The sequence below is a fragment of the Sphingomonas sp. S2-65 genome (assembly GCF_021513175.1).
In the GTDB taxonomy this organism is placed as follows: Bacteria; Pseudomonadota; Alphaproteobacteria; order Sphingomonadales; family Sphingomonadaceae; genus Sphingomonas.
Genome location: NZ_CP090953.1, coordinates 1520476 through 1541370, shown reverse-complemented (window position 1 = coordinate 1541370; position 20895 = coordinate 1520476). Strand labels below are relative to the sequence as shown.

The 20895-nt window shown below is 65.9% G+C and carries 19 protein-coding genes; 9 read left to right on the top strand and 10 right to left on the bottom strand.

The window, feature by feature from the left end; all coding sequences use genetic code 11:
* The first annotated feature begins 2 nt into the window (after positions 1–2).
* The 4 genes from LZ586_RS07200 to LZ586_RS07185 all read left to right on the top strand — a co-directional run bounded on the left by LZ586_RS07200 (position 3) and on the right by LZ586_RS07185 (position 3050).
* Positions 3–491, top strand: coding sequence for a GAF domain-containing protein (locus LZ586_RS07200; protein ID WP_235079106.1), 489 nt, complete (start codon positions 3–5; stop codon positions 489–491).
* A gap of 78 nt (positions 492–569) precedes the next feature.
* The gene (locus LZ586_RS07195; RefSeq protein ID WP_235079105.1) at positions 570–980 is read left to right on the top strand and encodes a DUF1801 domain-containing protein; all 411 of its coding nucleotides are present in this window, start codon (positions 570–572) and stop codon (positions 978–980) included.
* Between the two features lie 146 nt (positions 981–1126).
* Complete coding sequence (locus LZ586_RS07190; protein WP_235079103.1) at positions 1127–1594, top strand: DUF1203 domain-containing protein; 468 nt, start codon at positions 1127–1129, stop codon at positions 1592–1594.
* Positions 1595–1976: 382 nt separating this feature from the next.
* Positions 1977–3050 (top strand): J domain-containing protein, encoded by a 1074-nt coding sequence (locus tag LZ586_RS07185; protein ID WP_261346042.1) that lies wholly within the window; start codon positions 1977–1979, stop codon positions 3048–3050.
* Between the two features lie 38 nt (positions 3051–3088).
* Here LZ586_RS07185 and LZ586_RS07180 read toward each other — a convergent pair whose 3' ends face one another.
* Both LZ586_RS07180 and ychF read right to left on the bottom strand, forming a co-directional pair.
* Positions 3089–3682 carry a hypothetical protein gene (locus LZ586_RS07180; RefSeq protein ID WP_235079099.1) on the bottom strand — a complete coding sequence of 198 codons (594 nt, stop codon included), beginning with the start codon at positions 3680–3682 and terminating at the stop codon, positions 3089–3091.
* Between the two features lie 386 nt (positions 3683–4068).
* Positions 4069–5166, bottom strand: a complete 1098-nt coding sequence (gene ychF / locus LZ586_RS07175) for a redox-regulated ATPase YchF (protein ID WP_235079098.1) — start codon at positions 5164–5166, stop codon at positions 4069–4071.
* Positions 5167–5300: 134 nt separating this feature from the next.
* Between ychF and LZ586_RS07170 the strand changes: the two genes are divergently transcribed.
* Both LZ586_RS07170 and LZ586_RS07165 read left to right on the top strand, forming a co-directional pair.
* Positions 5301–6182: an oxygenase MpaB family protein gene (locus LZ586_RS07170; RefSeq protein ID WP_235079096.1), complete on the top strand. Its 882-nt coding sequence runs from the start codon at positions 5301–5303 to the stop codon at positions 6180–6182.
* Between the two features lie 98 nt (positions 6183–6280).
* A complete protein-coding gene (locus tag LZ586_RS07165; protein WP_235079094.1) occupies positions 6281–7291 on the top strand; it encodes a transferrin-binding protein-like solute binding protein in 1011 nt (336 codons plus the stop codon).
* A gap of 62 nt (positions 7292–7353) precedes the next feature.
* Here LZ586_RS07165 and pth read toward each other — a convergent pair whose 3' ends face one another.
* The 3 genes from pth to LZ586_RS07150 form a co-directional block, all read right to left on the bottom strand.
* Positions 7354–7923, bottom strand: a complete 570-nt coding sequence (gene pth, locus LZ586_RS07160) for an aminoacyl-tRNA hydrolase (RefSeq protein WP_235079087.1) — start codon at positions 7921–7923, stop codon at positions 7354–7356.
* 78 nt (positions 7924–8001) lie between these two features.
* Positions 8002–8607, bottom strand: a complete 606-nt coding sequence (locus tag LZ586_RS07155) for a 50S ribosomal protein L25/general stress protein Ctc (protein WP_235079084.1) — start codon at positions 8605–8607, stop codon at positions 8002–8004.
* Between the two features lie 237 nt (positions 8608–8844).
* Complete coding sequence (locus LZ586_RS07150) at positions 8845–9717, bottom strand: TraB/GumN family protein (RefSeq protein ID WP_235079082.1); 873 nt, start codon at positions 9715–9717, stop codon at positions 8845–8847.
* Between the two features lie 66 nt (positions 9718–9783).
* Here LZ586_RS07150 and LZ586_RS07145 point away from each other — a divergent pair, with 66 nt between their 5' ends.
* From LZ586_RS07145 to ppdK, 3 genes are all read left to right on the top strand, one after another.
* A complete protein-coding gene (locus LZ586_RS07145) occupies positions 9784–10677 on the top strand; it encodes a glycine--tRNA ligase subunit alpha (protein ID WP_235079081.1) in 894 nt (297 codons plus the stop codon).
* Positions 10678–10912: 235 nt separating this feature from the next.
* Complete coding sequence (gene glyS, locus LZ586_RS07140) at positions 10913–13345, top strand: glycine--tRNA ligase subunit beta (RefSeq protein ID WP_235079079.1); 2433 nt, start codon at positions 10913–10915, stop codon at positions 13343–13345.
* A gap of 163 nt (positions 13346–13508) precedes the next feature.
* Positions 13509–16169 (top strand): pyruvate, phosphate dikinase, encoded by a 2661-nt coding sequence (gene ppdK / locus LZ586_RS07135; RefSeq protein WP_235079077.1) that lies wholly within the window; start codon positions 13509–13511, stop codon positions 16167–16169.
* A 136-nt stretch (positions 16170–16305) separates the two neighbouring features.
* On the opposite strand, the gene LZ586_RS07130 is transcribed toward ppdK, so the two are convergent.
* The 5 genes from LZ586_RS07130 to LZ586_RS07110 all read right to left on the bottom strand — a co-directional run bounded on the left by LZ586_RS07130 (position 16306) and on the right by LZ586_RS07110 (position 20880).
* Entirely contained in the window at positions 16306–16851 is a 546-nt protein-coding gene (locus LZ586_RS07130; protein WP_235079076.1) for a hypothetical protein, read from the bottom strand.
* Between the two features lie 94 nt (positions 16852–16945).
* Positions 16946–17938 (bottom strand): type II secretion system F family protein, encoded by a 993-nt coding sequence (locus LZ586_RS07125; RefSeq protein WP_235079074.1) that lies wholly within the window; start codon positions 17936–17938, stop codon positions 16946–16948.
* Between the two features lie 4 nt (positions 17939–17942).
* The gene (locus LZ586_RS07120; protein ID WP_235079073.1) at positions 17943–18920 is read right to left on the bottom strand and encodes a type II secretion system F family protein; all 978 of its coding nucleotides are present in this window, start codon (positions 18918–18920) and stop codon (positions 17943–17945) included.
* Between the two features lie 56 nt (positions 18921–18976).
* A complete protein-coding gene (locus LZ586_RS07115) occupies positions 18977–20254 on the bottom strand; it encodes an AAA family ATPase (protein WP_235079071.1) in 1278 nt (425 codons plus the stop codon).
* Entirely contained in the window at positions 20251–20880 is a 630-nt protein-coding gene (locus tag LZ586_RS07110) for a CpaD family pilus assembly lipoprotein (protein ID WP_235079069.1), read from the bottom strand. The genes LZ586_RS07115 and LZ586_RS07110 overlap by 4 nt, the downstream gene beginning before the upstream one ends.
* Positions 20881–20895 lie beyond the last annotated feature (15 nt).

Below are 20895 nucleotides of genomic sequence, written 5' to 3'. Positions count from 1 at the left end.
GTATGACAGACAGGGTGCATGACGAAGCGATGCTGCTCGCCGACGACGAGACGGTGAAGCGCATCCTCGACGAGGTATGCCTTCTGACGGGCATGGGCTTCGCGGCGGTGGCGCGGGTGACGGAAGACCGCTGGATCGCCTGCCAGGTTCTCGACCAGATCGAATTCGGGATGAGCGCCGGCGACGAACTCGACGTTGCCACCACCATCTGCGACGACATCCGCAAGAGCTCGACCCTGGTGGTCATCAACGATGCCGATGAAGAGACCGAGTGGCGCACCCATCCCACGCCGGCGCTCTACGGTTTCAAGAGCTATATCTCGGTTCCGATCATCCTTTCCGACCGCAGCTTCTTTGGAACCTTGTGCGCGCTCGACCCGAAGCGCCGCGACCTGCGCGGCAACGGGATCGTGCCGGCGATGGAAGGTTTCTCGACGCGTATCGCCGGAATCGTCGAGCAATGGACGCGGGTATCGGCGCAGACCGACTAGGATCTGTCGGTTCGATCCAAGCTAGCGGACGCTCCGCCGGGTATAGGCTCGCGCACTTGCCCTTCGCGGAGCCGAATCATGGCTGAGCCTCAACTGCTGACCGGTGGAAACCCGCAGATCGCCAAGGGCGAGGGCGATGCGCCCGTGCAGGCCTATATCGCCACCATGCCGGGCTGGAAGCAGCGCGTCGGCCGCAGCATCGACGCCGCCGTGGCGCGAGAAATCCCCGGGGCACGCAAGGCGGTGAAATGGAACACTCCGCTTTATGGCGCTGCCGGAGCCGAGGGCTGGTTCCTCGCCTATCACTGCGTCGACCGGTACGTGAAGGTCACCTTCTTCCAGGGGGCTTCGCTGAAGCCCGTGCCGCCGGGCGCGTCGAAGCAGAAGCATGTCCGCTACCTGGACATCCGCGAGGAAGACGCGATCGACGACAGCCTCCTCGCCGAGTGGATCCGGCAGGCGAGCCGGTTGCGCGGCGAGCGGCTCTAGGGCGTGGACCATAAAGGGGTCGGTCGGCGTACGCCCACAGGGCATCTGCTCGCAACGGGATGCGGGCTGCTTAGTTTTACCGCAAGGTCGGGGAAGCCCGGAATGGCCAGCCGAGATAAGCCGGCTCCGCAAAAAAGGAGACGCACATGGCATTTCGTGTTGAAGGCATCGATCCGGCCCCGTTCCGCCACCTGATCGGCCAACCAGATGAGGATTTGCTGGCAATCGGCGTCAAACGGTTCGTTGTGGACGCGAAGCCGGGATTTCCCGACAGGGTAGAGGTTCGCGATCTGGATATTGGCGAAACCGCCCTGCTGCTAAGCTATGAGCATCAGCCGGCGGAAACGGCGTACCGCGCGTGCCACGCGATCTTCATCGGCGAGAATTCCGGTTGCCGCCTCAACTTGGTTGATGAACTGCCGGAGGCGATCCTCGGCAGGCCCATTTCGCTTCGAGCATTCGATGCGCAGGGTGAGATGCTGGACGCCGATCTCGCCGATGGCCTTGCGCTTACACCAATCATCGAGCGGCTCTTCAGCAATCCTCGCATCGCTTATCTCCATGCGCACTACGCTAAACGAGGTTGTTACGCAGCCCGCATCACTCGCGCTTGAACACCCGCGGCTGAAACCAAGGCCGGAGACCCGATCAGTCGCTGAGGAATGGCCTTCTGACCTGAGCAACCTGTTGGTCGGCTAACGCCCACTTTCGGCCGTTCACGCGTGTCTTTTCGCTGCCCGATATCTGGCGCCCGTCCATGTGAGTGGACCGCCCGCTTCCATGAGGCTGGTCACGCGTCCGGAATGGCGTAGATTGGAGACTTTCCTCCCGGCAGCTATTGGGAGCCCCGAAGTGAATGGCTGTAGCTCGCTTTGCTGCCAGCGGTCCGATGCACGCATGCGGCCCACTCTGGCCGGCGATGCCCGGGACTGGTGTACGGTAGCGGACTACAGCGTCATCAGCTGATTGTCGCCCAACGTCGGGCGTGGAGGTTTCATGGCATCAAGTTCAGATTACTACGCGGTGCTTGGTGTGAGTCCCATGTCCGACGAAGTCGTGATCCGAGCGGCGTTCAAGGCGTTAATGCTCAAGTATCATCCCGACACTAACAAGAACGCCGATGCGACCCAGCGTGCAGCCGCGATCAACGAGGCGTTTGGGGTGCTGGGTGATTCCCAACGCCGTGCGGCCTATGACGCTTCACGCGCCCAGGGTGCGCGTTCTTCCGCCCCTCCGCCACCCCCGCCTCCTCCACCATCAAGTCCGCCGCCCTCTCCTTCCGAAGAGCCCGCGCGGCCGCAGACGGTCGTCGCCGCTCCGCACCAAATTAGTTGGCTGGCCCGTTTGGGTGGGATCGCAGCCGTCGCGCTAGTAATTGGCGTTGTTAAGGTCGGCCTGAGGGAAGCCACTCGTCCCTCCTCTTCTACGCCCGCCTACGCATCCGCGTCGGATTCCATGGCGGTCACTGGCATGGACACGATGACCGACAACATGGTGGCCGTAGATCAAGCCACGAGTGCGAGCGAACCCGGCCTGGATATTATGATGGCCAATATGGCCAGCGATACTACTTCACAATCATCCCTTATCAACGCCACCACGGCGTTTACGTATCAGGCACCCACGAACATCGACTTCAAGGTCATCGAGGGCGCAGCCGGCGCGTTCGCGAAAGTGCTAAATCGCGGTGGCATCATTGGTGCGAGAGCCTGGAGCCAGAATTGCCACGACGATGCGGAGAAAACACCCAGCTGGACGGCAGCAGATCGGTGCGCGGCGTTTGATTACGCGGCCCGTTACATCGACGCCGGTATGGTCAAGGCCGCTGACATCAGGCCCAACGCTTACTTCGCGTTTCAAGCTGAAAATCAAGCCGACAGCTACAAGATCGTTGGTGGGCAGCCCTACACCGTTGGCGAGCGGCTTCGCCGGATACAGAACGCCGTTGAACCCGTGACCTATGAGGCGGTCATAGCGGGTATCCAGCAGCGCGAGGCGAGACGCGCCCGTGAGAAGCCAGCCGACGAACAAGCCAGCGAAGCCGCTACCGATAACACCACCAACGATTAAGACCAGCCGGTCTAGCGATTGCCAATCTGATCGAAAGTCTAATCAAACGATTTTAACACGCCAACTAGTCCTGCTATAACGGGCACAAAATGGCCCTCAAACGGCTTGTCGTTCCGTTGATAGCCATCGCCTAATGTCATTTCGATGCGCGGCTCCAGCTTGCTGCACATCTCGTTTTTGGGATTGTCCTTCCGGTCGCGAACCGCAATGACCTTCTTCAGTTTAAGGTCGATCCTCACGGCATACTTGGCGCAGTCCGGATTGTCGTTCTCATAGCTAACGGCATCCGCCGCGAACGTGGCGTCAAAGCGATCCACGACCGGCTCACTTAAGTACCCATCGTTGACGTGCGCGGTTACCTCGAGGCACTCCCTCTGCTCCTCCCAGCACTCAATGACGACTGCCGAGGGCATCATGGACCCACCGCCATCCAGTCTTAACCAGCGACCCTTAGCCGTCGTAAACCCGCCATAGCTGCCCACGTAGGCGCTCGTCGCGATCTTAGGCTCGGGGTAGCTGGCGATTACCGCCCACTCCCTCGCGAACTCGAACAGCCCGAGCATCACGAAGAAGCCGATCTTCCACCAGTTGCGCCGTTGCCACCAATTCGGCTTCTCTACAGCTCCTTCCATTCCGCCCCCGCGTCACTCATTGGCCTCGCTGCACCTATGCTAATACGACGCGGCCGCACCTCTGTGTTATTTGATCCAATCCCATGGGTAAACGCCGTCCGCAAATCCACCGTTCAGTACGCAGATGGGCGATCTTCTGTCATCGCGTTTCCGATAGACAGACGGCCGGTACTGCCGAATAGCTGCCTGTAGCGGACAGGCCGCTTTCCACCCAACTGCGGACGTTCGACCCTCATGCCGGAAGCGGCCGTTTACGGGCTCACGGCCTAGTCCAAGAGGGCCGTGACCCCAAAGCCGGGCGCGTTCGGCGTTGTTCTAAAGGATTTCGTGCGCTCGGTTGAATGCCGCCGCACCCGCCGGTTGAACGGCGCGTGCGGCCGGCTTTCTCAGCTGTGCAGGAAGTGCATCACGTCGCCGTCCTGGACGACATAGGCCTTGCCCTCGGCGCGCAGCTTGCCGGCTTCGCGTGCCTTGGACTCGCCGCCGAGCGCGACGAAGTCGGCATAGGCGATCGTCTCGGCGCGGATGAAGCCCTTCTCGAAATCGGTGTGGATCTCGCCGGCGGCCTGTGGCGCGGTGGCGCCGGTGTGGACGGTCCAGGCGCGCGCTTCCTTGGGGCCGACGGTGAAGAAGGTCAGCAGGTGGAGCAGCTTGTAGCCCGCGGTGATGACGCGGGCGAGGCCGGTCTCCTCCAGGCCCAGCTCGGCGAGGAAGTCGGCGCGCTCCTCGACCGGCATCGTCGCGATGTCGGCCTCGATCGCGGCGGAGACGACGACGGCCTCGGCGCCCTCGGCCTTGGCCTTGGCGAACACCTTGGCCGACAACTCGTTGCCGTTGGCGGCGTCTTCCTCGTTGACGTTGCACACGTAGAGGACAGGCTTGCCGGTCAGCAGCTGCGCCTGCGCGAACACGCGGGCTTCGTCTTCGTCCCTGGGCACTGTCAGCCGCGCGGGCTTGCCTTCGCGCAGCAGTTCCAGCGCCTGGCCGAGCACGCTGGCGCCGACCTTGGCTTCCTTGTCGCCCTGCGTCGCCTTCTTGGCGAGGTTGGGGACGCGCTTCTCCAGGCTTTCCAGATCGGACAGCATCAGCTCGGTCTCGACCGTTTCGGCGTCGGCGATCGGATCGACCTTGTTGTCGACATGCTGGATGTCGTCATTCTCGAAACAGCGCAGGACGTGGACGATCGCGTCGACTTCGCGGATATTGCCGAGGAACTGGTTGCCCAAGCCTTCGCCCTTGCTCGCGCCGCGGACCAGCCCGGCGATGTCGACGAAGCCCAGCTGGGTGGCGATGATCTTCTGCGATCCGGCGATCTCGGCCAGCTTGTCGAGCCGGGGATCGGGCACCGCGACGTTGCCGACATTGGGCTCGATCGTGCAGAACGGATAATTCGCCGCCTGCGCCGCGGCGGTTTCGGTGAGCGCGTTGAAAAGCGTGGACTTGCCGACGTTGGGCAGGCCGACAATGCCGCAGCGGAAACCCATGGGAACCGTGATCCTGTTTTGATGCGCCGGAAAATGCCGGCTGGTTGGGGCGCTCGATAGGCTCAAAGCGCGCAGGTTTCCAGCCGCGCCGGCGGATGGGGGAGCCAAGCGCCGGGCGGGGACGTTCATCTGCGATGATCCGCAGCCTTCTCGACCGCCTCGCCGCGAAGGTTCTCGCGCCCGAAGGCGTGGATTTCACGCGCCCCGCGGGCGAGCAGGCGATCGTGCCGGCGGGTTCGGTATCGTGGGATGTCTACGCCAATCCGGTGACGCTCTATATCGGTGGCATCGCCGCGGTGCTGCTGGAGCTGGGCGAGCCGCGGGTGCGGCACGGTGTCTGGGATCATAGCAGCTTCAAGCGCGATCCGGCCGGGCGGCTGCGCCGTACCGGCATGGCGGCGATGGTCACCGTCTATGGCGCGCGCAGCGTGTTCGAGGCGAAGGCGGCGCGGGTGAACCGCATGCATGGCCGTATTCGCGGCACCACGCCGGAGGGGATAGCCTATGCCGCCGACGATCCCGAGCTGTTGCTGTGGGTTCAGGTGACCGCGACGTGGGCGTTCCTGGAAGCCTATGGCCGCTATGCCCGTCCGCTGTCGCCGGACGACCGGGACCGCTACTTCGCCGAATCCCGAGCGGGCGCGGCGCTGTACGGGGTCGGGACGCCGCCTGAGTCAAACGCGCAGGCCGACGCGCTGTTCGCGGCGATGACGCCGAAGCTCGGCCCGTCGCCGGTCCTGGGCGAGTTCCTGTCGGTGCTGCGCGATGCGCCGCTGATGCCGCGGCCGCTGCGCCCGCTCCAGCGGCTCGGCATCCGCGCCGCGGTGGATCTGGTGCCGCCGCCGCTGCGCGAGCGGCTGGGCCTCATGTCCGTGCGTCCTCTTTCGCGGGCCGAGAGCGGCCTGCTTCGGGGGCTTGCCCGTACTGCCGAGCGGATCCAGCTGCCTTCCAGCCCGCGCTGCCAAGCCGAGCGCCGCGTGAGCGCGCAGGGCAGCCTGGTGCGGTTTCAGCCGTAACTCTAAGGTTCCCGTTCGTCGCTTGACGGGCCCCCGTTCAGTTGGGGTACAGGGGCGCCGAGCCCTTGTCGGCACAGTTGAGTTCAGAGGAGCACGGAATGATTCGCCGTCACATGATCATGAGCGCCGCGATGGCGACGCTGGCGCTGGCCGGCTGCAGCGGTGGCAACGACGATGACGACGCATCGCCGACGCCGACCCCGACCACCAGCCCGACCCCGACGCCGACCGCGTCGCCGACCTACACTGCGTTCCCGCTTGCCGCCGCGACCGAGTTCTCGACGATCAACGCGACCACGAGCTACACCGGCGATCCGGCGACCAGCGCCGTGACGCTGGGCGTCGCGGGCACCGAGATGCTGTCGAGCCGCCTGCGCCTCGCGACCAGCAACGCGATCGACACCGCCGAATATGTCATCCGCGAGAACACCGAAGAGTCGCGCTTCAAGAAGGCGAACCTCACCACCGCCCCGGCGCCGACCGCGCCGGAATTCGTGTTCCGGATCAACGACGCGACCACGCTGGGCAAGTTCTCGCAGCTCGAGTTCCTGAACAACACCATTCCGCCCGCCACGACCGGCGGCGCGCCGGTGATCACCAACGACACCGGGCTGCAGTTCACGCAGCTCAGCTACGCCAATTGGTGGCGCGGTGATTCGACGGCGGGCGCCAAGCGCATTGCCTATACCGTGTTCGGCTATCCCACCGTGCTCACCGACATGCCGACCACCGGCACCCAGGCGTACACGTCGCGGGTCAATGGCCGTCTCATCAGCGTCACCGGGGCGACCACCGCGATCACGCGGGTCGGCGGCACCGCGACGGTCAGCGTCAACTTCGCGACCGGGCTTGTCAGCGTCACGATGACCCTGACCACCACCGACGGCACGACGACCACGCCTTACGGCACCTTCACCGCGCAAGGTGCGATCGGCGTCGGCAACAACCAGTTCACCGGCAGCTTCCGCTCGGGCAGCCCGCTGGACGGCACGATCGCCGGCGGCTTCTTCGGTTCGCAGGGCAAGGAAATCGGCATCACCTTCGCCGGCTCGGGCACCGTCGGTGCCGCCCAGCAGCGGCTGGTGGGCGAGATCGTCGGCAAGAAGTAAGCCGAACGTTCAGGCTTCAAGAGAAAGGGGCTCCGGGAGACCGGGGCCCTTTTTCGTTACGCTCAGTCCTGCAGCCGCAGCGAAACTTCGCTCATGAAGCGGGCATCGTCGCCCTTGGCCAGCCACTCGGCTTCGCCGGCGATCGCGCCGAGCATGTCGGTGAGCGGCTCGATCTCGGCCTTGGCGTAATTGCCGAGCACATAGCCGGTGACGCGGTCCTTGTGCCCGGGATGGCCGATGCCGATCCGGACGCGGCGGAAGTCCGGGCCGATATGCGCGTCGGTCGAGCGCAGGCCGTTATGCCCCGCGGTGCCGCCGCCGGTCTTCACCTTCACCTTGAACGGCACCAAGTCGAGCTCGTCGTGGAACAGCGTCACCTCGGCGGGGGTGAGCTTGTAGAAGTCCATCGCCGCGCGCACTGCCCGGCCGCTTTCGTTCATGAAGGTCGCGGGCTTGAGCAGGATGATCTTTTCCGGGCCGATCCGCCCTTCCTGGCTCCATCCCTGGAACTGCTTCTTGGGCGCGGAGAAACCGTGCACCTCGGCAATCGCGTCGAGCGCCATGAACCCGACATTGTGCCGGTGCATCGCATATTGCGGCCCCGGATTGCCCAGGCCGACCCAGAGCTGCATGCGCATAGTCCTCAAACGAAAATCGCCCCCGCACCTAAGGCGCGGAGGCGATCTTTTGAACCGTGAAGTTCGCTCGGCTTATGCGCCGGCGGCTTCGGTCTCGGCTTCGCCGCCTTCGCTCGACTTGAGCGCCGACGGGGCAACCACGGTCGCGATGGTGTAGTCGCGGTCGGTGATCGCCGAAGTCGCACCCTGGGGCAGGGTGACGGCGGAGATGTGCAGCGAGTCGCCGACTTCCAGGCCCTTGACCGAAATCTCGATCTGGTCGGGGATGCTCGCCGCGTCGACCACCAGCTCCAGCTCGTGACGGACGATGTTGAGCACGCCGCCGCGCTTCAGGCCGGGGGCCTCTTCTTCGTCAACGAATACGATCGGCACCTGAACGGTGACGGTGGCATGCTCGGAGATGCGCAGGAAGTCGACATGGAGCGGACGGTCGCTCACGACGTCGAATGCCACGTCCTTGGGCAGCGTGCGCTCGCCATTGACCATCACGACCGAGTTGAAGAAGTGCCCGGTGTTGAGCAGCTTCTGGAGCTCGCGCTCGTTCAGGTGGATGCTGACGGGATCCGCCTTATTGCCGTAGATCACGGCGGGGACGCGGCCTTCACGACGAAGCGCCCGGGAGGCTCCCTTGCCTGCCCGGTCGCGCGTCTCGGCCGACAGCGTAAGCGTGTCGCTCATTGTGTCGTTCCTATGCGCTAAGTTGTTTCGTGCATCCGGCCAGGCCTCCAGGGATGACCCTGGCGCGGAAGCGGCGGCCTGTAGCGGAAATGGGGAGCTTCCGCAATCCTCCCCGGCACGGGGAGGGGGACCGCGCACGAAGTGCGTGGTGGAGGGGGCTCTCCGCGAGCGAGGACATTGCGGCAGCCCCCCTCCACCATGCTGCGCATGGTCCCCCTCCCCGTGCCGGGGAGGATTTTAGTGAACCCGCTCTGCCTTAAGCCCCTTGGCCGCCAGCGTCGCCTGGACGCTCTGGGCCCCCGCCAGGTGGCCCGCGCCGACAGCCAGGAACACGGTGCCCGGCTGCTGCATCCGCCGCGTGATCCACCCCGCCCAGTTGCGGTTGCGGTTCTCCAGCAGCGCCTTGGCCAGCTCGGGCGACTTCGCCAAGTCTTCGTTCATGATCTTCCCCAGGCCATCGGCATCGCCCTTGCTCCAGGCCGCGACCATCTTGTCGACGGTGGCGCCGGTGTTCGGCAGCTCCTGGAGCGTGTCCAACAGCAGCGCGCGCTGCGCCGGCAGCGGCAGCGCGTCGAAATAGCCCAGCTGCTCGCGCGCGGTCTCCAGCCCCACCACGCGCTTGCCCGCAGCCTTGGCCGCGGCGCTCAGCACCTGCTCGGCGCCGTCCTTCTCGTCATAGCCCAGGTCGCGCAGCGGCATCGACGACAGCATCGTCGCTGCCAGCCACGGCTCGGCGCGGTCGAGCGCCTCGGCGGGGTAGCCCAGTTTCGCCAGCGTGGCGTGCAGCTTGTCGACTGCCTCTGGCGGCAGCTGCCGGAGCAGGGTGGGGTCGGGCGTCATCCCCAGCTCGCTTACCAGCGCCTGCATCTCGGCCTCGGGCGGCATCACCAGCTCCATCACCAGTTCACCGCTTTCGTCGAACGCCTTCCGGACACCCTCGTCGAACCAGCTGACCCCGGGCTTGAGCATGTGCACCGTGCCGAACAGGTAGATGGTGGTGTCGGCGTCCTTCACCACCCACAAAGCGGGATCGGCATCGTCGGCAGCGTGCTTGGACCCGTAGCCGCCGACCAGCAGCAGCGCGAACGCGAGGAGGAGGGCGCGGAACATGGGGCTGACCTAGAGAGCAGCCACTGCCGCCTTGTCAACGCGGACCCGCCACGCCAAAGCAGCCCCATGTCGGAACCCCTCAGCTTCCAGGCCATGATCCTCAAGCTCCATGACTATTGGAGCACGCGCGGCTGCCTGATCCTCCAGCCCTATGACATGCGCATGGGCGCAGGCACCTTCCACACCGCGACAACGCTGCGCGCGCTCGGTCCGGAACCGTGGAACGCCGCCTTCGTCCAGCCCTGCCGCCGCCCGACCGACGGCCGCTATGGCGAGAACCCCAACCGGCTGCAGCATTATTACCAGTATCAGGTGATCCTGAAGCCGAGCCCGCCAGACCTGCAGGAGCTGTACCTGGGCTCGCTGGCGGCGATCGGGATCGACTTCACCAAGCACGACATCCGCTTCGTCGAGGACGACTGGGAGTCGCCGACGCTCGGCGCCTGGGGCCTGGGCTGGGAAGTGTGGTGCGACGGGATGGAAGTCACCCAGTTCACCTATTTCCAGCAGATGGGCGGGTTCGACTGCAAGCCGGTCGCGGGCGAGCTGACCTACGGGCTCGAGCGGCTGGCGATGTACATCCAGAATGTCGACAGCGTGTACGACCTGGCGTTCAACGATGCCGGGGTGACCTATGGCGACGTGTTTCTCGAAAATGAGAAGCAGATGTCGAAGTGGAACTTCGAAGTGGCGGACACCGACACGCTGTTCGACGCGTTTCGCAAGGCCGCGGCGGAGTGCGAGAACTGCCTGGAGGCCAAGCTGCCGATCCCGGCCTATGAACAGGCGATCGAGGCGAGCCACATCTTTAACCTGCTCCAGGCGCGCGGGGTGATCTCGGTCGCGGAGCGGCAGGCCTATATGGGCCGGGTGCGCGACCTGGCGAAAGGCGCTTGCGCGGTTTGGATCGAGAAGAACACGCCCGATTGGCAGGCGAAATATCCGGAGTGGGTGGCGTGATTTGGTGCACGCGAAGCCGCGAGGGCGCTAAGATGGTTTGCGCAGAGGCGCAGAGGACGCAGAGGGGTTCATCCTCTGTCGTTGCGGAGCGGCTTCAAACTTCGTTCGGACGAGCTTTAGGGTCTCGCTGGCGCGAGACAGGGCAGCTGGGCCTTTCTCTGCGTCCTCTGCGCCTCTGCGCGAACAACCTATTCCTTTCCCTTGGCGCCTCCGCGCCTTCGCGTGAACAAACAGCATGACCGACTTCCTCCTCGAGCTTCGCTCCGAAGAAATCCCCGCGCGCATGCAGGAGCGTGCCCGCGAAGACCTCGCGAAGCTGTTCGCCGCAGAGCTGGACAAGGCTGGATTGAAGGCGGCGAGCATCGTCACCTACGCCACGCCGCGCCGTCTCGCGCTGATCGCGCATGGCTTGCCCGAACAGACCGCCGCCGTGTCCGAGGAGATCAAGGGCCCGCGCAGCTCGGCGCCGCCCCAGGCGCTGGAAGGCTTTCTGCGTAAGACCGGCCTTGGCCAGGACCAGCTCGTCGAGCGCGACGGCGTCTATTACGCCGTCATCAACAAGCCCGGCCGGGCCACTGCGGAGGTGATCGCCGAGGCGGTGCCTGCCGTGATCCGTGCGTTCGCCTGGCCCAAGTCGATGCGCTGGGGCGCCGCGTCGCAGTCGACCGAGAGCCCGCGCTGGGTCCGCCCGCTCCAAGGCATCGTCGCCATCCTGGGCGAAGACGTGGTCGCGTTCGAAGTCGCCGGCGTGCGCTCCGGCGCCGCCACCGTCGGTCACCGCTTCCACCATCCGGGCACGATCACGATCGGCGGCGCCGACGATTATGTCGAGAAACTGCGTATGTGCCACGTCGTGGTCGACGGCGCAGAACGCCGCAACATCATCGCGCTCGGCGCCAAGATGGCGGCGCGCAAGGCGGGGCTCACCCTGATCGAGGACGAGGGGCTGCTGTTCGAGAATGCCGGCCTGACCGAATGGCCGGTGCCGCTGCTCGGGCGCTTCGACGAAAGCTTCCTCCAGGTGCCGCCCGAGGTGATCCAGCTCACCGCGCGCGTGAACCAGAAATACTTCGTCTGTGCCGACGCGGCGGGCAAGCTGGCCAACGCGTTCGTGTGCACTGCCAATATCGACGCGAGCGACGAAGGCGCGCGGATCGTCGAGGGCAATCAGAAGGTGCTCGCTGCGCGGCTGAGCGACGCGAAGTTCTTCTACGATACCGACCTGAAGACGCGGCTGGAGGATCTGACTCCCAAGCTCGCAAAGATCGTCTTCCACGACAAGCTGGGGACGGTGGCCGACAAGGTCGAGCGCGTCGCGAAGCTGGCGCGGTGGCTGGTGGAAGAGGGCGTGATTCCCCTCCCTGCAAGGGAGGGGCCAGGGGTGGGTGCCGCGCGCAGCGAGGCTCCTGCCGCCGCCGCCGGGCGCGACCCTGCGGGCCGCGCACCCACCCCCAACCCCTCCCTTGCAGGGAGGGGAGCGGAGAAGGAAAGGCTCGCCGATCTCGCGGAACGCGCTGCGCGTCTCGCCAAGGCGGATCTCGTCACCGGCATGGTGGGCGAGTTCCCCGAGCTCCAGGGCCTGATGGGCGGATACTATGCCGCCGCGCAGGGCGAGGACCCGCAGGTCGCCGAGGCGGTGCGCGACCATTACAAGCCGGTCGGGCAGGGCGATGATGTCCCTACCGCGCCGGTTACGGTGGCGGTCAGCTTGGCGGACAAGCTGGATACGCTGCGCGGCTTCTTCCTTATCGACGAGCCTCCGACCGGCTCGAAGGATCCCTTCGCGCTGCGGCGCGCGGCACTTGGCGTCATTCGCCTGATCACCGCCAATGGGCTGCGTGGCGAATTGGGCAAGTGCCTGACCAAGGCCGTCGACCTGCACCTGGAGACCTGTCTGCGCACGCTGGGACGCCCGGTTCCGGCGGAGCCGATGTACCTCGAAGTCCGCGGCGACACCAAGCGGCTCATGGCGGGTGGCGTTGAAGTGCTGGCGTTGCCGGTTCCTGCGGACGCGCCCTTCTACGCCGGCGTCGGCACGTCGGGACTGCATCCCGCGCCGTCGATCGACTTCTTCGCCGACCGCCTCAAGGTCCAGCAAAAGGAAGCCGGGGTTCGCCACGACCTGATCGACGCGGTGTTCACGCTCGGCGGTGAGGACGACCTCGTCCGCCTGCTCGCCCGCGTCCACGCGCTTCAGGCGTTCGTGACTACCGAGGACGGGGTCAACCTGCTCGCCGGCTACAAGCGTGCGGCGAATATCCTGAAGAAGGAGGGGTATTCTCCCTCTCTCCGCTCGCGGGGAGAGGGTCGGGGAGAGGGGGACTCTCCTCCTGCCGGTTCGATCGAGAATATGCCCCTCTCCCCGACCCTCTCCCCTGAAGGGGAGAGGGAGAGTTGGGCGCATCCTTATCAGCCCGAGCCCGAGGAAGCCGACCTCATCGCCGCGCTGGACGCCGCCGAGCCGATCGCTACCGTCGCGATCCAGCGCGAGTACTTTGCCGAGGCGATGGCCGCGCTCGCGAGCCTGCGTGCGCCGATCGACGCCTTCTTCGACAAGGTGACGGTGAACGACGCCGATCCGGTCAAGCGCGCGGCCCGGCTGGCGCTGCTCGCGCGGATGCGTGACGCGGTGCACAAGGTGGCCGACTTCGCCCGCATCGACGGCTAGCAATTATCAGACAATTAGGCCTTTCTGTTCAAGGACTTCTCTGACACCGCAGTCATCTTCCTCTACTTGGAACCTGACAACGCGGTCAGCGCTTCCTTCCTGTTCGCAGCTGCGATAGCGAAACGATCGCCCGCGCGGCGCGCCTCGGCATGAAGGGATGTTGATGACTCAATATGTGTACCGCTTCGGCGGTGGGGTTTCCGACGGCGGCGCGGGCGACAAGAACCTTCTGGGCGGCAAGGGTGCGAACCTGGCCGAGATGGCCTCGATCGGCCTGCCGGTGCCCCCGGGCTTCACCATCTCGACCGAAATGTGCACCCTTTATTACGAGGAAGGCGAGACCTTTCCCGAGAGCGTGAAGGCCGAAGTCGCCGATGGCATCGCGCATATCGAGGGGATCACCGGCAAGCGCTTCGGCGACGCCGCCGATCCGCTGCTGGTCTCGGTCCGCTCGGGCGCGCGGGTGTCGATGCCCGGGATGATGGACACGGTGCTCAACCTGGGGCTCAACGACGCGACGGTGCAGGGGCTTGCCGCCACCTCGGGCGACGATCGCTTCGCCTGGGACAGCTATCGCCGTTTCATCCAGATGTATTCCGACGTGGTGCTCGGGCTGGATCACGGCCGCTTCGAGGAAGCGCTGGAGATCGCCAAGGAGGATCGCGGTTTCGACCTGGATACCCAGCTGTCCGCCACCGACTGGCAGGGGCTGATCGCGGAGTATAAGGGGATCGTCGAGGAGCTGTGGGGCAAGCCGTTCCCGCAGGATGTGCACGACCAGCTCTGGGGCGCGGTCGGCGCGGTGTTCGGATCGTGGCAGTCGGAGCGCGCCAAGGTCTATCGCCGGCTGAACGACATTCCCGCCAATTGGGGCACGGCGGTGAACGTCCAGGCGATGGTGTTCGGCAACATGGGCGAAACCTCTGCCACCGGAGTCGCCTTCACGCGCGATCCAGCCACCGGCGAGCATGCCTATTATGGCGAGTTCCTGATCAACGCGCAGGGCGAGGACGTCGTCGCAGGCATCCGCACCCCGCAATATCTGACTCGGGCTGCGCGCGAGCGGGCAGGGGCCAAGCCGGCCTCGATGGAAGAGGCGATGCCCGAAGTCTATGCCCAGCTCGCCGGCGTGTTCGACACGCTCGAGACTCATTACCGCGACATGCAGGACATCGAGTTCACGGTCGAGCGGACCAAGCTGTGGATGCTCCAGACCCGTTCGGGCAAGCGCACCGCCAAGGCGGCGCTCAAGATCGCAGTCGACATGGCGAGCGAAGGCCTGATCTCTCAGGAGGAGGCGATCCTGCGCGTCGATCCGGCGGCGCTGGACCAGCTGCTCCACCCGACGCTGGATCCCGACGCGCCGCGCGACGTGCTGACCAAGGGGCTGCCCGCCAGCCCGGGTGCGGCGTCGGGCCGCGCGGTGTTCGACAGCGACACCGCCGAGAAGCGCGCGGCCGCCGGTGAGTCGGTTATCCTGATCCGGGTCGAGACCAGCCCGGAAGACATTCACGGCATGCACGCCGCCAAGGGCATCCTCACCGCGCGCGGCGGGATGACCAGCCACGCCGCGGTAGTCGCGCGCGGCATGGGGCGTCCCTGCGTCTCGGGTGCGGGCACGCTGGCGATCAACGCGCGCGAGAAGATGCTGCGGGTCGGTGGCCGCGAGGTTCGCGAGGGCGACACGGTCACCATCGACGGCTCCACCGGCGAAGTGATGTTCGGCGAAGTGCCGACGGTCCAGCCCGAGCTGTCGGGCGACTTCGGCACACTGATGGAATGGGCCGACGCCAAGCGCCGGCTCAAGGTGCGTACCAACGCCGAGACGCCGCTCGATTGCCGAGTGGCGCGCGATTTCGGTGCGGAGGGCATCGGGCTGTGCCGTACCGAGCACATGTTCTTCGAAGGCAGCCGCATCACCGCGGTGCGCCAGATGATCCTGGCCGAGGACGAGGCGGGCCGCCGCGCCGCGCTGGACAAGCTGCTGCCCGAACAGCGCAGCGACTTTGCCGAGATATTCGAAGTGATGGCGGGGCTGCCGGTCACGATCCGGCTGCTCGATCCACCGCTGCACGAATTCCTGCCCCACGAGGAGGCCGAGTTCGCCGAGGTCGCGCAGGCCGCCTCCGTGGATGTCGAGGTGCTCAAGCGCCGCGCGGCGGAGCTGCACGAGTTCAACCCGATGCTTGGGCATCGCGGCTGCCGGCTGGGGGTGACCTACCCCGAAATCTACGAGATGCAGGCACGCGCGATCTTCGAGGCGGCGATCGATGTCGCGGAGAAGTCCGGCAAGGCGCCGATTCCCGAAGTGATGATCCCGCTGGTCGCGACGCGGCGCGAGCTGGAGCTGATGAAGATCGTGGTCGACCAGGCGGCGCAGGCGGTGTTCGCCGAGCGGGACCGGACGATCGACTATCTGGTCGGTACGATGATCGAGCTGCCGCGCGCTGCGCTGCGTGCAGGCGAGATCGCCGAAGTCGGCGCGTTCTTCTCGTTCGGTACCAACGATTTGACCCAGACCACGCTGGGCGTCAGCCGCGACGATGCGGCGCGCTTCCTCACCAGCTATGTCGAAAAAGGCATCTACGCCAAGGATCCGTTCGTCAGCCTGGACGTCGAAGGCGTGGGCGAGCTGATCGAGATCGCGGCCGAGCGGGGCCGGGCGACGCGGCCCGACATCAAGCTGGGCATCTGCGGCGAGCATGGCGGCGACCCGGCGAGCATTGCGTTCTGCGAGAAGACCGGGCTCGATTATGTCAGCGCGTCGCCGTATCGCGTGCCGATCGCCCGGCTCGCCGCGGCGCAGGCGGCGCTCAGGATGTAATCAGGTCCTCCCCCGGAGGGGGAGATGGCACGCGCAAGAGTGACGGAGGGGTAGTCTCCGCAAGCCATATCGCCTGCGGAGACTACCCCTCCACCAGCTTGCTGGTCCCCTTCCCCCTCCGGGGGAGGATTGAAGATCACCCGTAATGGCGGGCATGCTCCTCATGCCGGCCGGCGCGCAGCAGGCTGGCTTGCTCGCGCCAACGCTCGGCGGCGATCGCGCCGGGTGCCATGCCCAGCTTCTGTTCGGCGGTGAGCGCCTGGTCGATGCGCATGTTCTCGATGTCGGCGAAGCTCTTGAAGCCGAGCTTGTGGAGCTGCTTGGCGCGTACCTCGTCGATGCCGCGGATCCGCGACAGATCGTCGCCGCCGCGTCCGAACCAGCCGCTCGATCCGGTCGCCGCCACTGCCGCGGCGCCGGCGGGCAGCGCCACACCGCCCTTGTCCAGCGTCTCGCGCAGCCGCAGATTTTCGTCCTCGAGCGCGCGAACGCGGGTGTTGCGTTCCTTCAGCTCGGTTTCCGCGCGGGTGCGGAAGCTGCTGTGTGCCAGTTCCTCGTCATGATAGCGCTCGCGCCACTTGCGGTGGCGCGGGGCGAAGGCAAGCCCGAGCAGCATACCGGCGATGAGCGCGATGGCGAGCGCCGCCCACTGGGTGGGGGTTTGAAACGGCAAGTCCTGCATGGACGACCTCCCTTGTCGGTTGGGGGCCGGCCCTCCGCCTGCCCCGAACGCCAACGCGTGCGCAGCGCTCGGGTTCAGATCCGTGGATGGCGGGTTACTTGATCAGCGCGTCGTTGATCGAACAGGCTGCTGGACCCAGGATCACGATGAACAGCACCGGCAGGATGAACAGGATCAGCGGCACGGTCATGATCGCCGGCAGACGGGCGGCCTTTTCCTCGGCGCGCATCATGCGTTCGTTGCGGAACTCGGCCGAGAGCACGCGCAGCGCGGAGGCAAGCGGCGTGCCGTATTTCTCGGTCTGGATCATGGTGGTGACCACGCCGCGAATAGCCTCCAGATCGATCCGGTTGGCCAGGTTCTCGAATGCCTGGCGGCGCTCGGTCAGGAAGCCGAGCTCGATCGCAGTTAGCGAGAACTCCTCGCCGAGTTCGGGATAGGCCTTGCCGAGTTCGCGCGACACGCGGGCGAAGGCGGCGTCGACGGTTAGGCCCGCCTCGGCGCAGATCACCAGCAAGTCGAGTGCGTCGGGCAAGCCCTTGCGGATCGCATGGCTGCGCTTCTGGATCGCGTTCTTCAGATACAGGTCCGGACCCTTATAGCCCAGGATCAGCGCGCCCGCGACCAGCATGTACTTCTTGAAGCCCGACCAGTCTGCAAAGGTGTTGGTGCCATAGACCAGGAAGCCGATGAAGCCGCCGATCACGATCGGCAGCACCAGCCGACCGAAGATCACCGCGACCGCCCATTCCTTGCGGCGGATGCCGGCCTGGAGCAGCTTGTTCTGCGCAACCTTGACCTGTTCGTCCTGCAGCACCTTCATGAAGGACAGGAGCGATCGGATGCGGTCGGTGGTCTCGTTCTTCTGGACCAGCTTCGCGCGGCGCTTGCTGGTGGAGGCGGTGATGCCCGCCTTCAACTGTTCGCGCCGGTCGTTCAGCGCCTTGACGCGCTTGGCCATCGGATCGCGCACGCTGAGCGCGGTGTAGATCGCGAACATCATCGCGCCGGCGGCCACGGCGGCGAGAAGGGTCGCCACCCATAGCACGTCGACGCCCAGCAATGTCGGTCCGTTGGGAGTGGTCATCGCATCAGATCTCGAAATTGACCATCTTGGCCATGATGAAGGCGCCCAGGCTCATCCACAGCAGCCCGCCGCCGCCGGCGACCATCAGCCGCTGATCCTGGAAGAAGTTCATCATGTAATTGTTGTTGATGAACCACACGAGGCCGAAGACGATGAAGGGCAGGGCGCCGACGATCAGCGCCGACGCCTTGGATTCCGACGACATCGCCTTGATCTTCAGCTTCATCTGCGAGCGCTTGCGCAGCACCTCGGCCAGATTGGCGAGCGTCTCGGCCAGATTGCCGCCGGTCTCGCGCTGGATGGCGATGGTGATGGTGAAGAACTGGAACTCGGGCGTGCCGAGCCGGTCCGCGGTATCCTGAAGCGCGGCGTCGAGCGTCCGGCCGATCTTCATCTTGTCGGAAACCGCGCGGAACTCCTCGCCAACGGGCCCCGCCACTTCGGCACCGACCACGCCCATCGTCTCGGTGATCGGCAGGCCGGAGCGCAGGCCGCGCACCAGCAGCTCGATCGCATCGGGAAACTTGGCGGTGAACTTGCCCACGCGGCGCTTGATGAAGAAGCCGACCACGAAATGCGGCAAGCCCAGCCCCAGGAAAAGCCCCAGGAACAGGGCCAGCCAGATCGGCGCGCCTTGCAGCATCAGCAGCGCGGCGGGCACGACGATCAGGCCCAGCGTCACCAAGCCGTAGCGGCCGACGGTCCAGGGCTTTCCCGTCATCGCCAGCCGCTTCTTGAGCTGGGCAGGGTTGGGCAGCAGCCGCGCCGCCGCCAGATCCATGCCAGTGGAACGCGACGCGGAAACGCGGCGGATCTGCGCCTCGACCGCGGTTGCGCCGACGACGCCCGCATGCCGGTCCCTGACGCCGGTCAGGCGCCGCGATCCGGCACGTGCCGCCGAGGGTCCGGAAAACGCCAGGATCAGCATCGCCAGCACCAGGAACACGGCGCCGCCCAGCATCAAGATCGGCAACATGTCCACGCTTCGCTCGCCTCCGTTATCGACATTGGGTCAGCGCCCGATGCGGCGCTGACGGGTTACTTCTTCGGCTTGCTCGCCATGCTCGTCTTGAGCTTGTCGAGCAGCGACGACCCACGGGCACCCTTGCCGGCCGCGGGCTTGTCGTCATGCTGCTCGGTGTCGCTGATCGCAGTGATCCGCGCGGCCAGCTCGGTGAGCGGTTGCATCGCCTTGATGTTCTTGCCGGCTTCCGCGAGCGGCTTGCCCAGCTTCGCGGCCTGACTGGCAAGCTTGGCGTCGAACGGCACGAGCACGTCGATCTTGCGCTCGATCGAGCTTTCGAAATCCTTGCGGCTGATCTCCAGGACTGCCGCCGGCTGAACCTTGTTGGCGACCAGGATGACCTGGGTCTGCGGCGCGTTGGACCTGAACCAGCTGAGGATGCGGATCGCATCGCGCGCCGCCGCCAGCGTCAGGTCGGTGACCAGCACCGCGACCTGCACATCGGTGATCAGGTGCGGGTGGTTGACCAGCATGCCGCGCGGCAAGTCGATGACCGTGCATTCGAAGGCACTGCGCATCTCTTCCTGCAACTGGTAGAAAGCGGCACCGTCGCTCATCACCGGCGAGTTGATCGGCGCCTCGGCGGAGAGCACCGCCAGCCGTTCGGACGCGCGTACCATCGCGCGTTCGATGAACAGCCCGTCGATGCGGCTGGGATTCTCGATCGCGTCGGTGAGGCCGCGGCCCGGCTCCAGATCGAGCGCCAACGCGCCGGTTCCGAAATGCACATCGAGGTCGAGCAGGGCAGTGGAGCGCGCATGCTTGTCGCTCAACAGCCAAGCGAGTGACGTCGCGATTGACGAAGCGCCGGTGCCCCCGCGCGTGCCGATGACGGTGACCGCGCAATGCGGGCGCTCGGTCACCGGATCGTTATGCTTGGGCGCGTTCAGTGCCGACTGCGCCTGCGCGAACACGTCGCGCAACGCGTCGGGGTTGAGCGGCTTGAGCAGATAATCGTGGATGCCGCTCGCCAGCAGGTCGCGGTATAGCCGCACATCGTTGACCTGACCGGACGCGATCACCACCGTGCCCGGCTCGCATACTTCGGCGAGCGCGTTGATGTCGTTGAGCGGATCGCCCGATTCCGACAAGTCGACGAACAGGATGTTCGGGCTTGCCGAGACCGACAGCGTCTGGACCGCGTTGCGCAATCCGCCCTTGTTGACCTTCTCCGGAGACCAGCCGAGTTCGACGGCGATCGGCCGCAGTGCTTCCGCTGTGGATTCGTCGCAGACAAAGGCGACGAAGGGGTCGCGGTGCGCGGTGCGCGAGGGGTTGAAGGGCGCGTTCACTTGTTGCCTCCTGCCGACTCGGCCTTGACCGCGGTGCCGCCGGCACCCGAAGGGGCCGCTGCGCGCAGCGCGTTAATTGCCTTGCCCGAGGTTCGTGGATCGGTCGTCGGCGATCCCGGGGCGCCGCGCACCAGATCACCCGGGTCGGCGACCATCGCCGCCAGGTTGCTGTTGGTGGCGCAGCCATAGTTCGACGTCGTGCTCGCCGAGAAATCGGGCTGGTACTGGCGCGAGAAGTCCGGACAGCCCGGTACGCTCGCCAGCATCCGCGTCACCACCACCCGCACGGTGCCCGGCGCGACCTGGCCGACCGTCACCGGTGCGTTCTCGTTGAGCAGCAGCCCATAGCGTCCCGCTTCCGCGGCGATCTCCTCGCGGCCGCCTTCGCCCGCGCCGCCATCGTCCACCGCGACCTGGTCGCCATAGCGCAGGCCCATCGAGCCCAACCAGCCGGCCAGCCGCTGGCCTTCGCCCGGGGCCAGGCCATAGCCCGCGGTCTGCAGGTCGAGCACATAGAAGTTCCGCTGGACCACCGGTTGGTACACCGAGTCCACGCCGCCATTATAGGTTCCGCACGCACCGAGCATCAGCACGGGCGCGAGGAGGAGGGGAGTGAAGCGCGACATGATTTCGTGTCCTCT